Raw genomic sequence first — 14,337 nt, 5'->3', positions numbered from 1 at the left:
ATCAGGCGGAGCATGCAGGCGCTGCGGTTGCGCAGTGGATTTTAAGACCATTTGGAAGGGGGCTGCGGCGTGAAAGATATGACCGACGGCTATGTCACAGCGGATGGGCGCCAGATTGGCCCCGTTGTGATGGAAATGAAAAACATCACCCTGCGGTTCGGTGGGGTGGAGGCGATCAAGGATATCTCTTTCGACATCCGTCAGGGCGAGATCCGCGCGATCATCGGGCCGAATGGCGCGGGCAAATCATCGATGCTGAACGTGATCAGCGGGTTCTATGTGCCGCAGGAAGGCGAGGTCTGGTACAAGGGCAGCCGCCGTCCGGCGATGAAACCCTTTGAGGTGGCGCAGCAGGGGATCGCACGCACGTTCCAGAACATCGCCCTGTTCGAAGGGATGTCGGTGCTGGACAACGTCATGACGGGGCGTTTGACAAATATGAAGACCGGGATGTTCTGGCAGTCGATCTGGAAGGGCAAGGCGGAGCGCGAAGAGACCGCGAACCGCGAAGTCGCCGAAAAGATCATCGATTTTCTTGAGATTCAGGCGATCCGCAAGACGCCCGTGTCGCGTCTGTCCTACGGCTTGAAGAAACGGGTCGAACTAGCCCGCGCGCTGGCCGCCGAGCCGTCGATCCTGCTGCTGGATGAACCGATGGCGGGGATGAACGTCGAGGAAAAAGAGGACATGAGCCGCTTTATTCTGGATGTGAACGATGAATTCGGCACGACGATTGCCCTGATCGAACACGATATGGGCGTTGTGATGGACCTGAGCGACCGTGTGGTCGTGATGGATTACGGCAAGAAGATCGGCGACGGCACCCCGAGTGAGGTGCGCAACAACCAAGACGTGATCGACGCATATCTGGGGGTTGCCCATGACTGATTTTGCCACTGGTTTTGCGATGGGGAGGGTCTGATATGCCTGAGCAACTGGCCTTTACAATCGAGGTGTTCCTGAACGGGCTGATGGCGGGGGTGCTGTATGCACTGGTCGCCCTGGGGTTTGTTCTGATCTACAAAGCCTCGGGTATTTTTAACTATGCCCAAGGGGTTATGGCGCTGTTTGCGGCCCTGACCCTGGCAGGGATCATTGACGGGCAGGTGCCGTTCAGCCACCTGATCAACGCGATCCTGGGCACGGATATTCACCATTTCGGCTGGCACGTGCCGGCGTTCCTCGCGATTTTGCTGACGATGGTAGTGATGATCGGGCTGGCCTATGCGGTGCAGCGGTTGGTCTTCCGCCATCTGGTCGGGCAAGAGCCGATCATCCTCTTCATGGCGACCATCGGTCTGGCCTATTTCCTGGAAGGGGTGGGCGATCTGATGTGGGGGTCCGACATCAAGTCTATGGATGTGGGGCTGCCGCAGGGGCTGAACACCTGGATCGACGACACCACCTTTAACGCCTTTGGCTACGGGTTCTTTATCGATAATCTGGATATCGTGGCCAGCATCATTGCCGCGTTGCTGGTGATCGGCTTGGTGATGTTCGCGCAATACACCAAACAGGGCCGCGCCATGCGGGCTGTGGCGGACGACCACCAAGCGGCTTTGTCTGTCGGCGTGTCACTGAACTTTATCTGGATCCTCGTGTGGTCGCTGGCGGGCTTTGTCGCCCTTGTCGCGGGCATCATGTGGGGCACGAAATCGGGGGTTCAATTCTCGCTCTCGCTGATCGCGCTGAAGGCATTGCCGGTGCTGATGCTGGGGGGGTTCACCTCTATCCCCGGTGCCATCGTGGGCGGCTTGATCATCGGTGTGGGGGAGAAGCTGTTCGAATTCCTGATCGGTGCGCCATTCCTTGGCGGTGCGACAGAGAACTGGTTCGCCTACATGCTGGCGCTGATCTTTCTGGTGTTCCGTCCGCAGGGCTTGTTCGGGGAGAAGATCATTGAACGTGTATAGTTTTGGCAACTCCCTGACCGGGGCTTTGCCCCGGAACCCAGGATTTAAAACCATTTGGAACGGGGGGAGCATCTGATGTTCTATCGTGAAGCCGGGGATTTCAGCGCCTCATACGAAGAAGACAGCCAGACGTTTCCGTTCAAGTTCGACCGGTATCGCTATTATCTGGTGTTGTTCATCGCCATTGCCGTGATCCCGTTTGTGATCAATGACTATTGGGTGAACTCGCTGTTCCTGCCGTTCCTGATCTACGCCATCGCGGCGATCGGGCTGAACATTCTGGTGGGCTATTGCGGGCAGGTGAGCTTGGGGACCGGTGGCTTTATGGCCGTGGGGGCCTATGCCTGCTACAAATTCATGACCGCCTTTCCCGACGTGAGCATGCTGGTGCATGTGTTGCTGTCGGGGTTGGTGACCGCCGGTGTCGGCGTGTTGTTCGGCCTGCCATCGCTGCGGATCAAAGGGTTCTATCTGGCCGTGGCAACGCTGGCGGCGCAGTTCTTTCTGGTCTGGCTCTTCAACCGTGTGCCGTGGTTCTACAACTACTCTGCCTCGGGCCAGATCAGCGCGCCGGAGCGGACATTCTTCGGGATCGAGATCACCGGACCGAATACGCAGGCCTGGGCGACCTATCTGTTCTGCCTGATGTTCGTGATCTTCAGCGCCTATGTGGCACGCAACCTGACCCGTGGGTCGGTGGGGCGCAAATGGATGGCGATCCGTGATATGGACATCGCGGCCGAGATCATCGGGGTAAACCCGCTGCGGGCAAAACTGACGGCCTTTGCGGTCAGCTCTTTCTTCATCGGCATCTCGGGGGCGCTGTTCTTTGCGGTCTATCTGGGTGCGGTCGAAGTGGGCGAGGCCTTTGGCATCCAGAAATCGTTCCTTGTGCTCTTTATGATCATCATCGGCGGGCTGGGATCGATCTTTGGCAGCTTTGCCGGAGCCGCGTTCCTTGTGCTCTTGCCGGTTGCATTGAAAATCGTGGGCGTGGACTGGTTCGGCTGGCCGACGGATATCGTGGCGCATCTGCAGCTTGTGATCGTGGGCGGGTTGATCATCATCTTCCTGATCGCGGAACCGCATGGGCTGGCTCAACTATGGCGCGTCGCCAAGGAAAAACTGAGATTGTGGCCCTTCCCGCACTAGGGAAGGACGCATGGCCGGGGGGAGGAGACTCAAGGCCGAAGAAGAGACGACCGGGACAACCCGGCAAGATCGGATACATCCAAGGGAGGAAACACCGATGAAACTGAAGATGACTACGTTGGCGCTTGGCGCTGCTCTGGCTGCGGGCCCCGCAATGGCAGAGCTTGTATTCCCGTCGCTCAGCTATCGCACGGGCCCTTATGCGGCAAACGGGATTCCCTTTGCCGACGGCTATGCGGATTACTTCACGCTGCTGAACGAACGTGATGGCGGTATCGGTGGCGAACCGATCCGGATGATCGAATGTGAAACCGGCTATAACACCGAAAAGGGTGTGGAATGCTATGAAAGCACCAAGGGCGAAGGCGCGCTGGTCTATCAACCGCTGTCCACCGGCATCACCTATCAGCTGATCCCCAAAGCGACGGCAGATGGCATCCCTGTCCACTCTATGGGGTATGGCCGGACGTCGGCCAAAGACGGGTCGGTGTTCAAGAATATCTTCAACTACCCCACCAACTACTGGGACGGCGCTTCGGTCGCGATCAAGCACCTGCTGGATCTGAACGGTGGCAGCCTTGAAGGTAAGAAGATCGCGCTGGTCTATCACAACTCTGCCTACGGCAAAGAGCCGATCCGCACCCTGGAAGAGCTGGGCAAAAAGCACGGGTTCGAACTGTCCTTGCTGCCCGTTGACCACCCCGGTCAGGAACAGAAATCCCAGTGGTTGCAGATCCGTCGTGAAAAGCCGGACAATGTGATCATGTACGGTTGGGGTGTGATGAACCAGGTCGCCGTGCAGGAAGCCGCGAACATCCGCTATCCGATGGATCAGTTCATCGGCATCTGGTGGTCCGGTTCCGAGAACGACGTGCGTCCAGCGGGTGACAAAGCCAATGGCTACAAGGCGCTGACGTTCCACAACGTGGGCGATGACTTCCCCGTGTTCGACGACATCCAGAAGTATGTGGTTGATACTGGCAAGGCCGCAGGCGCGGGCGACCAGATCGGGACGGCTTTGTATAACCGTGGTCTTTACGCCGCGATGCTGGCTGCCGAAGCTGCCAAAACGGCGCAGGGTATCCATGATACCAAGGCTCTGACACCAGCGCAGATGCGTGACGGCATGGAAGCACTGGAAATCACCGAAGCCAAGATGGCGGATCTGGGTCTGCCGAACTTTGGGCCAGAGTTCACGGTGTCTTGTGAAAACCACGGCGGTAACGGCTATGGTGCTGTGGCGCAGTGGGATGCTGCTGCCGACAGCTGGAGCCTGATCACAGACTACATCCAGTCGGACCAAGACGTGCTGGCCCCGCTGGTGATTGAAGATGCGCAGGCCTTTGCCGCGGAATCCGGTATCGAACCCAGCTGCTAAGCGCAGCCCTTGAACAGGGCGCGGCGGCATTGTTGCCGCGCCCGACCCCCACGCCACCTAGTGAAAGAGACACCCATGCTGGATGCCACCCCAACGCCCGACGCGCAGGTCGAGACCCTTCTTGAGGTCAATAATATCGAGGTGATCTATAACTCGGTCATTCTGGTGCTGAAGGGCGTGAGCCTGAAGGTGCCCAAGGGCGGTATCACGGCCCTGTTGGGCGGCAATGGCGCGGGCAAGACCACGACGCTCAAGGCTATTTCCAACCTGCTGCATTCCGAACGGGGCGAGGTCACCAAAGGGTCGATCAAATATCGCAATGATCCGGTGCACAAGCTCGACCCCGCAGAGATGGTGAAACGCGGTGTCGTGCAGGTGATGGAGGGGCGGCATTGCTTTGAACACCTCACCATCGAAGAGAACCTGCTGACCGGTGCTTATACCCGCAGCGACGGCAAGGCGGCGATCGCCCGTGATCTGGAAATGGTGTACGACTATTTCCCACGGTTGCGCGAACGGCGCAAATCACAGGCGGGCTATACCTCGGGCGGGGAACAGCAGATGTGCGCCATTGGTCGCGCCCTGATGTCGCGCCCTGAAACGATCCTGCTGGACGAGCCATCGATGGGTCTTGCGCCGCAGTTGGTCGAACAGATTTTCGAGATCGTCAAATCGGTGAATGAAAACGAAGGCGTGACCTTCCTGCTGGCCGAACAGAACACCAATGTCGCCCTGCGCTTTGCGCATTACGGCTATATTCTAGAATCCGGTCGCGTCGTGATGGACGGCCCTGCCGTCGACCTGCGCGAGAACCAGGACGTCAAGGAGTTCTACCTTGGCATGTCGGACGAGGGGCGCAAGTCTTTCCGCGATGTCCGCAGCTATCGGCGCCGCAAACGCTGGCTCAGCTGATCCAGCGCACGGCCCACGAGTTTTCCATTTCCTGACCACCCAGATGAATTGCGAGTAAGCGACATGGCACAGACGTCCTATTTTGACAGCCTAGAGACCCGCAGCCCCGAGACACGGGCGGCCGATCTCGCCCGGTCCTTGCCCGCGCAGATCGCACGGGCGCAGGCGCTGCCGGGCTATGCCGGATCGTTGGACGGGGTCGCGCCAGAGACGATCACCAATGTCGAGGCGCTGGCCGCGCTGCCGGTTCTGCGCAAATCCGAGATCGGGAAACAGCAGGCGCAGTCGGCCCCCTTTGGCGGTTTCACCACCAAACCCGCCCATGCGTTTACCCATATCTTCCAGTCTCCCGGCCCGATCTATGAACCCTCGTCCGACGCGCCGGACTGGTGGCGCATGGGGCGGTTCCTGCATGCGGTGGGGATTGGCGAGGGCGACATCGTCCAGAACTGTTTTGGCTATCACCTGACACCTGCGGGCATGATCTTTGAATCCGGGGCGCGGGCTGTGGGGGCTGCGGTGCTGCCGGCGGGCACGGGGCAGACCGAACTGCAGGTCATCGCCGCGCGCGATATCGGCACGACCGCCTATGCCGGCACGCCGGATTACCTCAAGATCATTCTCGAAAAAGCGGATGAAATGGGGGTGACCCTTGGCATCACCAAAGCGGCCGTGGGCGGGGGCGCGCTGTTCCCGTCCTTGCGCGACTATTATGCAGAGCGGGGGATCACCTGTTTGCAAAGCTATGCAACGGCGGATCTGGGCAACATCGCCTACGAAAGCCCCGCCGCCGAAGGCATGATCGTGGATGAGAATGTAATCGTCGAGATCGTGACCCCCGGCACCGGCTCCCCCGTCGCTCCGGGCGAGGTGGGCGAGGTCGTCGTGACCACCTTGAACCCCGACTATCCGCTGATCCGTTTCGCCACAGGCGACCTGAGCGCCGTACTGCCGGGGGCGTCTCCTTGCGGGCGGACCAATATGCGCATCAAGGGCTGGATGGGCCGTGCGGATCAGACCACCAAGATCAAGGGCATGTTCGTGCGCCCCGAACAGGTCGCGGCGCTTGTCGCGCATCACCCCGAGGTCACGAAGGCCCGCGTGGTGGCAAGCCGTGCGAATGAACAGGACGTCATGACTGTGCATCTTGAGACGACGGGTGATGACGCGGACAGCTACGGTGCCTCTATCGCCGCGCTTCTCAAGCTGAAGGGCAAGGTCGTGCTGGCCGCGCCGGGCAGCCTGCCCAACGACGGATTGGTGATCGAAGACCAGCGCAGCTATGACTGACCCGTGCTGAAGGCACGCATCCTGACACCGGAGATTCTGCTGCAAAGGCAGGATCACGCCTTTGCACCTGCGCCTCGCGCTACAATTTTCAGTCATCCCGCTGGTATTTCCGACTGAATTAGTCGAAACCGATCGCATGACGACACAGGATATCAATACAAGCCCCGCCGCCGTGAAAAGATCGCGGGATGGCGTGCGTTTGCTGGCGGGGGTTGCGGTCGCGATTGCGGCGACCTGTGCCTTACCGATGGTGGCCGTTTTGCTGGCCGCGCTGGTCGGGGGCACCGATACGGTGCGCCACCTGATCGATACGGTGCTGCTGGGGTACGCGGGCACCACCCTTCTGCTGGTCGCAATGGTGGCCACGGGCACCTTTGCCTTGGGCGTGGGGACCGCGTGGCTGGTGACCATGACCCGCTTCCCCGGTGCCCGCATGCTTGAAATCGCGCTGGTGTTGCCGCTGGCTTTTCCCGCCTATGTGCTGGCCTATGCTTACACGCATATCCTTGACCACCCCGGAATCGTGCAAACGGTGCTGCGTGACGTCACCGGCTGGGGGCCGCGCGACTACTGGTTCCCGGAAATCCGGTCCCTTGGGGGCGCGGCCTTGATGCTGGTGCTGGTGCTTTATCCCTACGTCTACCTCTTGGCGCGCGCCGCGTTCTTGCAGCAATCCGCCACGACGTTTCTGGCAGCACGTGCCTTGGGTAGCAGTGCCTGGGCGGCCTTCTTCAAGGTGAGCCTGCCGCTGGCCCGACCGGCGATTGCCGCAGGTGTTCTGTTGACCGTCATGGAGACGATCGCCGATTTCGGCACTGTCGCCTATTTCAGTGTGCAGACCTTTGCGACAGGGATCTACACCAGCTGGTTTTCCCTGTTCGACCGCGCTGGTGCGGCCCAGCTTGCACTGTGCTTGCTCAGTTTTGCGCTGCTGCTCGCGATGCTGGAGCGTATCCAGCGCGGCAAGGCGCAATACCACGATCCGGCGCGTCGTGCCGTGGCGATGCCGCCCGCGCAGCTTAAGGGGTGGCAGGCCGCCGCCGCGATGCTGGCCTGCGGTGTTCCCGTTATCTTTGGGGCGATCCTGCCGGTGATCGTGCTGATCTGGATGGGCATCGGGTCAGAGCAAGACCTGCTGAGCCCGCGCTATCTGGGCTTCATACGCAACTCTGCCACGCTGGCGGGGGTGGCGGCGGTGCTGACCGTGGCCGCTGCAGTCTGCGTGGGGTTCTTCCAGCGGTTGCGTCCGGGCAAGCTGTCGTTCGGTGCAGGCTATATCGCGCGGTTGGGCTATGCGGTGCCGGGCGGGGTGATTGCCGTGGGGCTGATGGTGCCCTTTGCGACCTTTGATAACCAGCTTGATGCCTGGATGCGCAGCACCTTCGACATATCGACCGGGCTGCTGGTCACCGGGTCGATCTGGCTGCTCGTCGCCGCCTATATGGTGCGCTTCCTTGCGGCGGCTCTAGGGGCGTATGAGGGCGGGCAGGCGATGGTGCATGCCAATATGGACTCTGCCGCACGGTCATTGGGGGAAACCCCTGTGGGCACGCTGCGCCGTGTGCATCTACCGATCCTGTCGCCAAGCCTGCTGACCGCGCTGCTGATCGTTTTCGTCGATGTAATGAAAGAGCTGCCTGCAACGCTGATCATGCGGCCGTTCAACTACGACACGCTGGCAGTACAGGCCTACCGGCTGGCAAGCGACGAACGGCTGGACGGGGCGGCGGTGCCGAGCCTTGTGATCGTGGCGATGGGATTGCTGCCCGTGATCCTGATCTGCCGTCAGGTCGGTCGGCAGAAATAAACATTTCCCTTTGTGCATGAAAAAACCGCACCGGCCCAGGGCCGATGCGGTTCAATGTCATGTCTCTGCCGTGGCAGGCTGGGATTATTCCCAGCCAACCGCGTTAAAGATTTTCTGTGCTGTGGGGATGTTCTTGGCCACTTCGGACAGGTTCACCTCGTCTGCTTTGAATTCGCCAAGCTTCTCGACCGAGTCCGCAAGCTCTACACCTTCGACGGCGGGGAATTCGTCGTTCCCTGCAGAGAAGTAGGACTGCGCGCTGTCGGAGGACAGATACTCGAGGAACTTGACCGCATTGTCACGGTTTGGCGCATTGGCTGCAACACCGGCACCCGACAGGTTCATGTGCGCGCCGTTGCCTTCCTGGTCGGGGAACACCAGACCGATTTTATCCAGATCGGCGCTCAGCCCGTCTACTTCGGTGCGGATGGCACGGGCAAAGTAGTAGGAGTTCGAGACGGAGATTTCGCATTCGCCCGATACCAGACCGCGCAGCTGGTCGGTGTCACCGCCCTGTGGTGCACGTGCCATGTTGTTCACAACGCCCTGTGCCCATTCGGTGGCTTTCTCTTCACCGTGGTGCGTGACCAACGCCGCCAGCAGGGTCTGGTTGTAGGAGTTGGTGGAGGAACGGATGCAGACCTGACCTTCATAGGCAGGATCGGCAAGATCCAGATAGTTCTGTGGCGGGTTGTCTACAGCGTCCTTGCTGTAAAAGATGATCCGCGCGCGCTGCGAAAAGCCGAACCAGTCGTTGTCGGCGTCTTGCAGGTTGCTGGGGATACGCTCTTCGAGGATGTCGCTGTCAACGGATTGCAGGAGGCCCATTTCCTTGGCGCGGCTCAGGCGGCTGGTGTCGACGGTGATCAGAACGTCCGCGGGGGAGTTTGCACCCTCGGCTTCCATACGCGCCAGCAGCTCGTCTGCTTTGCCTTCGATGCGGTTGATGGTGATGCCGGTCTGCTCGGTAAAGTCGGAATACAGACGCTCGTCTGTGTCGTAGTGACGCGAGGAGTAGAGGTTCAGCTGCCCTTCGGCCAATGCTGGCATCGCAACTGTGGCCATCAAGGCGGCCGTGAAAGCGGATTTCGTCAGAGTCATCAGGTGACCTCCATCTGTGTAAAACTTATAAAAAAAGTAAGAAACAGATTTGAGGGCTGATATCAAGGAATACTTGAGTGAATTAATAGGACAAGCGTCTTGCCGCGTGGGGGCGGCAAGACGCGCGTGATCAGTCGCCGATTTTGTCCTGAGTCTTTGTGTCAAAATCGCTGGCATCGTGTCGTTCGTGCAGCTGCATTTCGGGTTCACCGAAGGGTCGGTTGACCATGCGACCACGTGTAACGGCAGGGCGCGCGTCGATCTTCTTGGCCCATTTCATCAGGTTTTCGTAGGAGTCGACATTCAGGAACTCTGCCGCGTCATAGAGACGGCCCAGAACCAGCTGCCCATACCATGCCCAGATCGCCATATCCGCGATCGAATATTCGCCCGCCATATATTCGTTATCGGCAAGGTGACGATCGAGCACGTCAAGCTGGCGCTTGGTCTCCATCGCGAAACGGTCGATGCAGTACTTAATTTTGACCGGCGCATAGGCGTAGAAATGGCCAAAGCCGCCGCCAAGATATGGCGCGCTGCCCATTTGCCAGAACAGCCACGACATACATTCGGTGCGCTTGCTTGGGTCTTTGGGGATGAATGCGCCGAATTTCTCTGCCAGATGCAGCATGATCGACCCGGATTCAAACAGGCGCTGCGGCGCGTCGCCGGACCGGTCCATCATCGCAGGAATTTTGGAGTTCGGGTTGATGTCGACAAAGCCGGATCCGAATTGATCCCCTTCGCCGATGTTGATCAACCACGCGTCATATTCGGCGCCCTTGTGCCCGGCGGCGAGTAGTTCTTCCAGCAGCACGGTGACTTTGACGCCATTGGGCGTCGCGAGGGAATAAAGCTGATAGGGATGTTTGCCGACTGGCAGCTCTTTGTCTGCGGTGGGGCCTGCGATGGGGCGGTTGATATTGGCGAATTTACCGCCATTGCCGGGTTCCCACTCCCATACGGCGGGTGGGGTGTAGTCGGGCAGATCGGTCATGAGATCCCTTTCAGTTCGTCTGATGAAGTCTGAAGAGAACCTAAGCGGTATTGGGGGGATCGCAAGAGGTCAGCACAGATTGGCTGGGGCAGGGGGGAGGCGCGGTTGACGGCGGCCCAAACGAAAAAAGCCGCCCCCGAAGGAGCGGCCTTTCATCAAATGCGCGCGAAGCTTAACCCTGACGGGCTTTGAAACGGCGCTGCGTTTTGTTGATTACGTAAACGCGGCCTTTGCGACGCACAACGCGGCAGTCACGGTGCCGGTTCTTGAGCGAGCGGAGCGAATTGCGAACCTTCATGGTCGTTCTCCTGTGTCGTGGCGCGGGCCAGCGCCGGGTTGCGGGCAGTTCAGCGAATGCTGAACCATGAATTAGGTGGTGGGCGATACTGGGATCGAACCAGTGACCCCTTCGATGTCAACGAAGTGCTCTACCGCTGAGCTAATCACCCCCTATGTAGCACGAAATTTGCACCCCAAACCAAATCGGGGCGCGAGATATTCGCGCCGGTAGCGGGGTCTATAAATAGAGTCGGAGGCATGATCAAGGGGTTTTGGCTTTGTAAAAACATGCGCTATGATCATTCTTGAAAGGTGCAACAATGCCACACATCGCCTACGAAGTCGTTCGACCCGATCAAGCCCGTTCCTGCGCGGTGTTTGCATCCCCTCATTCAGGGCGGAATTACAGCTTTTCCTTCCTGCGGTCCACGGTGTTGGACGGGCATAGCATACGCTCGTCAGAGGACGCGTTTGTTGACCTTTTGTTTAATTCTGCCCCCCATTTCGGGGCTCCGTTTCTGATGGCGGGAGCCCCCCGTGCGTTCCTTGATCTGAACCGGTCCCGAGACGAGCTTGACCCGGCCCTGATCGAAGGGGTTCGGCGGCAGGCGCATAACCCGCGGGTTGCCTCCGGATTGGGGGTTATTCCGCGTGTCGTGGCGAACGGGCGCTCGATTTATCAGGGCAAATTAACACTGGATGAAGCACGGGCGCGAATCGCCACCTATTGGGTGCCGTACCACGATATGTTGCAAAGCCTGCTGAACGACGCGCGGGCGGATCACGGGCAGGCGATCTTGGTGGATTGCCATTCGATGCCGCACGAGGCGATGGATGGCGTCGCGCGTATGGGGTTGAAACGGCCTGAAGTGGTCTTGGGTGACCGGTTCGGCGCGGCAGCCAGCAGCGATGTTGTGGATCAGATTGAGGCCGCTTTCGTCAAGGCAGGGTTCACTGTCACCCGCAATACGCCCTTTGCGGGGGCCTATATCACCCAAGCTTACGGTCGTCCGGCACGGGGGCAGCATGCGGTACAGGTCGAATTGGACCGGTCGCTGTATATGAACGAATCTCTGGTGCGCCCCAACGGTGATTTCGAGGATGTCCAAAAAGCGCTTCGCGGCGTTGTGGCAGAGATTGCGCGGATCCGTCCAGAAAGCCTCGCCCTCGCGGCGGAGTGATCAGCGCAGCGCACGCCCCTTGACGATTGCCTTGTCCCCGAACCGGTTGCGGATGGCATCTGTTGCCCGCTCTGCCTGACCCCGGCGGGCGGCATCCGGGTCCAGCAGGTCGCCCGCGGTATCGGCGCCGTCAGCCGCGCTCAGGTCCGAAATGCCACACCCGAGCAGCCGGAAAGGCCCCGGTTCACCAAGCTGGTCAAACAGCCCGCGCGCTGTGCGGTAGATGCGGTCGGCCAGTTGCGTCGGGTCATACAGCGACACCCGACGCGTGATCAGCGAGAAATCGGCCCGTTTGAGCTTGAGCACGACAACGCGGCCGGCAAGGTCTTTGGCCTTGGCGCGGTCCGCCACCTTTTGCGCCATGCGCCACAGATGCCCGTCCAGCAGGTCAGGGTCGGAGGTGTCTTCGTTGAAGGTGGTTTCGTTGCTGATGGATTTCATCGGTTCATGCGCGGAAACACGGCGGTTGTCTTGGCCGCGTGCCAGATGCCATAGGCGGTCGCCCATACTGCCGAAACGCGCGATCAGGTCGGTCCTTTCCCATCGCAGAAGGTCCGCGAAGGTCTGGATGCCGGCCTTGTTCAGCGACCCGAGCGTTGCTGCGCCCACGCCCCAGATCATGCTCACCGGTTTGTCGTTCAGAAACTGTTGTGTTTCTTCCTTGCCGATCACTGAAAACCCGTGCGGCTTATCAAGGTCAGAGGCGACTTTGGCCAGAAACTTGTTGTGTGACAGTCCGATAGAGCCGGTTAGCCCCAGTTCGACCTTCATACGACGCACCAGTCGTGCAAGCATCACGGCAGGGGGTGCCCCGTGCAGCTTGGTTGTGCCGGTCATGTCCAGAAACGCCTCGTCCAGTGACAGCGGCTGCAGGGCGGGGGTGAGCTCTTCCATCATGGCGCGGATCGCGCGGGAGGCTTCGACATATGCATCCATGCGTGGCTTGATGATGATCGCTTCGGGGCAGAGTTTCAGCGCCTGGAACATCGGCATGGCGGACCGGACCCCTTTGATCCGCGCGATATAGCAGGCGGTCGACACGACCCCACGGCGTCCGCCCCCGATGATCACGGGCTTGCCATTCAGCGCCGGATTGTCGCGTTTCTCCACGGATGCGTAGAAGGCATCGCAATCCATATGGGCGATGGAAAGGTCGAATAATTCGGGATGCGACGAGATGCGCGGGCTGCCGCAGGCAGAGCACCGGCGCGCAGGCGCGATTTCGGACAGGCAGTCTCGGCAGAGGGCGGGCATGGCGGTCAGGTAGGGTTAAGGGCTGGTTAACGCAAGTCTACCCGATCACACGCGACTTCGCCATGCACATACGTGCAGCGTCGAGTACAGGAAGAAAAGTGGATGCGAGGTGGGCAAAGAAAGACCCCCGCCTGAAGCGGGGGGAGGTGACGGACTTCAGGAAGAACCAGTCCGTCGGGGAGTATCACCAAAGTAAGGTTGCCATATGAATGTCATAAAACATACACGGAACTTCCAGTTGCTGGCAGCCAGTTCATGTTTGTTACCGATTTATCACATAGGCGAAAATGCGCTATTTGTTGGGTTTCGCGCATTTCGGCTGCGTTCAGGGCAGCTCTGCCAGCACCGCGCGGGCGGCGGCGGCGGGGTCTTCGGCCTGCCAGATCGGGCGACCAACGACGATGTGATCCGCCCCGTCCAAGATCGCCTGCCCCGGTGCTGCCACGCGTTTCTGGTCGCCAAGGGCCGCCCCGCTTGGTCGCACGCCAGGGGTGACGATCAGCTTGCCGTTGGCCTCGGGTAGGGCACGGATCAGGCGCGCCTCTTGCGGGGAAGCGATGACGCCGTCAGCACCAGCCTCCAGCGCGCGCCCGGCGCGGGTCTGGACCAGATCGGGGATATCGCCCGACTGGATCATCGCCGCGTCCAGATCGTTGCGGTCCAGGGAAGTCAGGATGGTCACCGCCAAAATCTTGGTGCGGGATCCTGCGGCGCCTTCCATCGCGGCACGGACAACATGGGGGTCACCGTGCACGGTCAGAAAATCGAGGTCGAACTGCGCAAGCCCGCGCACCGCTGCCTCGACGGTCGCGCTGATATCGAACAGTTTCATGTCCAGAAAAATGCGTTTGCCGTGTTCCTGGATCAGCTCGTTCGCAAGCGCCAGGCCGCCGCCCGTCAACATGCCCAGACCAATTTTATAAAAGCTCACCGCGTCGCCCAGCTTTTGGGTCAGTTCAAGGCCGGCAACAGCGTGGGGGACATCAAGGGCAACGATCAGGCGGTCATCTGACATGGGGCGGGCTCCGAAGTGATGAGATTTGGCAAACGCCGGAGGCTTACGGTGTTCGACC

13 protein-coding genes and 1 tRNA gene are annotated in these 14,337 nt (G+C 60.0%); 8 read left to right on the top strand and 6 right to left on the bottom strand.

The genetic code is table 11. From position 1 onward, the window contains the following. Positions 1-78: 78 nt before the first annotated feature. The 7 genes from ABM428_RS00255 to ABM428_RS00225 all read left to right on the top strand — a co-directional run bounded on the left by ABM428_RS00255 (position 79) and on the right by ABM428_RS00225 (position 8,452). Positions 79-888, top strand: a complete 810-nt coding sequence (locus ABM428_RS00255) for an ABC transporter ATP-binding protein (RefSeq protein ID WP_174226616.1) — start codon at positions 79-81, stop codon at positions 886-888. A gap of 35 nt (positions 889-923) precedes the next feature. Continuing rightward, positions 924-1,913 carry a branched-chain amino acid ABC transporter permease gene (locus ABM428_RS00250; RefSeq protein ID WP_005850184.1) on the top strand — a complete coding sequence of 330 codons (990 nt, stop codon included), beginning with the start codon at positions 924-926 and terminating at the stop codon, positions 1,911-1,913. A gap of 75 nt (positions 1,914-1,988) precedes the next feature. Continuing rightward, entirely contained in the window at positions 1,989-3,065 is a 1,077-nt protein-coding gene (locus ABM428_RS00245) for a branched-chain amino acid ABC transporter permease (RefSeq protein WP_353628046.1), read from the top strand. A gap of 97 nt (positions 3,066-3,162) precedes the next feature. Then, complete coding sequence (locus tag ABM428_RS00240; protein ID WP_353628045.1) at positions 3,163-4,443, top strand: ABC transporter substrate-binding protein; 1,281 nt, start codon at positions 3,163-3,165, stop codon at positions 4,441-4,443. Between the two features lie 75 nt (positions 4,444-4,518). Further along, entirely contained in the window at positions 4,519-5,355 is an 837-nt protein-coding gene (locus ABM428_RS00235; RefSeq protein WP_132997898.1) for an ABC transporter ATP-binding protein, read from the top strand. 63 nt (positions 5,356-5,418) lie between these two features. After that, entirely contained in the window at positions 5,419-6,645 is a 1,227-nt protein-coding gene (locus ABM428_RS00230) for a phenylacetate--CoA ligase family protein (protein ID WP_132997899.1), read from the top strand. Between the two features lie 136 nt (positions 6,646-6,781). Next, positions 6,782-8,452, top strand: a complete 1,671-nt coding sequence (locus ABM428_RS00225) for an iron ABC transporter permease (protein WP_132997900.1) — start codon at positions 6,782-6,784, stop codon at positions 8,450-8,452. An 84-nt stretch (positions 8,453-8,536) separates the two neighbouring features. On the opposite strand, the gene ABM428_RS00220 is transcribed toward ABM428_RS00225, so the two are convergent. The 4 genes from ABM428_RS00220 to ABM428_RS00205 form a co-directional block, all read right to left on the bottom strand. Beyond that, complete coding sequence (locus tag ABM428_RS00220) at positions 8,537-9,553, bottom strand: Fe(3+) ABC transporter substrate-binding protein (RefSeq protein ID WP_132997901.1); 1,017 nt, start codon at positions 9,551-9,553, stop codon at positions 8,537-8,539. Between the two features lie 130 nt (positions 9,554-9,683). Beyond that, a complete protein-coding gene (gene yghU / locus ABM428_RS00215) occupies positions 9,684-10,550 on the bottom strand; it encodes a glutathione-dependent disulfide-bond oxidoreductase (protein ID WP_132997902.1) in 867 nt (288 codons plus the stop codon). A gap of 172 nt (positions 10,551-10,722) precedes the next feature. Beyond that, positions 10,723-10,848, bottom strand: coding sequence for a type B 50S ribosomal protein L36 (gene ykgO, locus ABM428_RS00210; RefSeq protein WP_005850168.1), 126 nt, complete (start codon positions 10,846-10,848; stop codon positions 10,723-10,725). Positions 10,849-10,924: 76 nt separating this feature from the next. Then, positions 10,925-10,999, bottom strand: a tRNA-Val gene (locus ABM428_RS00205). 150 nt (positions 11,000-11,149) lie between these two features. On the opposite strand from ABM428_RS00205, the gene ABM428_RS00200 reads away from it, so the two are divergent. Next, positions 11,150-12,010: an N-formylglutamate amidohydrolase gene (locus tag ABM428_RS00200; protein WP_005850159.1), complete on the top strand. Its 861-nt coding sequence runs from the start codon at positions 11,150-11,152 to the stop codon at positions 12,008-12,010. Here the strand turns inward: ABM428_RS00200 and ABM428_RS00195 are convergent, their stop codons facing one another. Beyond that, positions 12,011-13,264 carry a DNA polymerase IV gene (locus tag ABM428_RS00195; protein ID WP_037965197.1) on the bottom strand — a complete coding sequence of 418 codons (1,254 nt, stop codon included), beginning with the start codon at positions 13,262-13,264 and terminating at the stop codon, positions 12,011-12,013. A 325-nt stretch (positions 13,265-13,589) separates the two neighbouring features. Continuing rightward, complete coding sequence (gene pyrF / locus ABM428_RS00190; protein WP_304950944.1) at positions 13,590-14,279, bottom strand: orotidine-5'-phosphate decarboxylase; 690 nt, start codon at positions 14,277-14,279, stop codon at positions 13,590-13,592. Positions 14,280-14,337 lie beyond the last annotated feature (58 nt).

Source organism: Sulfitobacter sp. TCYB15 (genome assembly GCF_040435955.1).
GTDB classification, from domain to species: domain Bacteria; phylum Pseudomonadota; class Alphaproteobacteria; order Rhodobacterales; family Rhodobacteraceae; genus Sulfitobacter; species Sulfitobacter pontiacus.
This window is presented reverse-complemented; position numbering and strand designations above follow the sequence as displayed.

What these genes read in the sequence shown, in the direction of transcription:
- ykgO (WP_005850168.1), bottom strand. Translation starts at nt 10,848, where the DNA reads ATGAAGGTTCGCAATTCGCTCCGCTCGCTCAAGAACCGGCACCGTGAC.
- ABM428_RS00235 (WP_132997898.1), top strand. Translation starts at nt 4,519, where the DNA reads ATGCTGGATGCCACCCCAACGCCCGACGCGCAGGTCGAGACCCTTCTT.
- ABM428_RS00240 (WP_353628045.1), top strand. Translation starts at nt 3,163, where the DNA reads ATGAAACTGAAGATGACTACGTTGGCGCTTGGCGCTGCTCTGGCTGCG.
- ABM428_RS00225 (WP_132997900.1), top strand. Translation starts at nt 6,782, where the DNA reads ATGACGACACAGGATATCAATACAAGCCCCGCCGCCGTGAAAAGATCG.
- ABM428_RS00250 (WP_005850184.1), top strand. Translation starts at nt 924, where the DNA reads ATGCCTGAGCAACTGGCCTTTACAATCGAGGTGTTCCTGAACGGGCTG.
- pyrF (WP_304950944.1), bottom strand. Translation starts at nt 14,279, where the DNA reads ATGTCAGATGACCGCCTGATCGTTGCCCTTGATGTCCCCCACGCTGTT.
- ABM428_RS00245 (WP_353628046.1), top strand. Translation starts at nt 1,989, where the DNA reads ATGTTCTATCGTGAAGCCGGGGATTTCAGCGCCTCATACGAAGAAGAC.
- ABM428_RS00200 (WP_005850159.1), top strand. Translation starts at nt 11,150, where the DNA reads ATGCCACACATCGCCTACGAAGTCGTTCGACCCGATCAAGCCCGTTCC.
- ABM428_RS00195 (WP_037965197.1), bottom strand. Translation starts at nt 13,264, where the DNA reads ATGCCCGCCCTCTGCCGAGACTGCCTGTCCGAAATCGCGCCTGCGCGC.
- yghU (WP_132997902.1), bottom strand. Translation starts at nt 10,550, where the DNA reads ATGACCGATCTGCCCGACTACACCCCACCCGCCGTATGGGAGTGGGAA.
- ABM428_RS00220 (WP_132997901.1), bottom strand. Translation starts at nt 9,553, where the DNA reads ATGACTCTGACGAAATCCGCTTTCACGGCCGCCTTGATGGCCACAGTT.
- ABM428_RS00230 (WP_132997899.1), top strand. Translation starts at nt 5,419, where the DNA reads ATGGCACAGACGTCCTATTTTGACAGCCTAGAGACCCGCAGCCCCGAG.
- ABM428_RS00255 (WP_174226616.1), top strand. Translation starts at nt 79, where the DNA reads ATGACCGACGGCTATGTCACAGCGGATGGGCGCCAGATTGGCCCCGTT.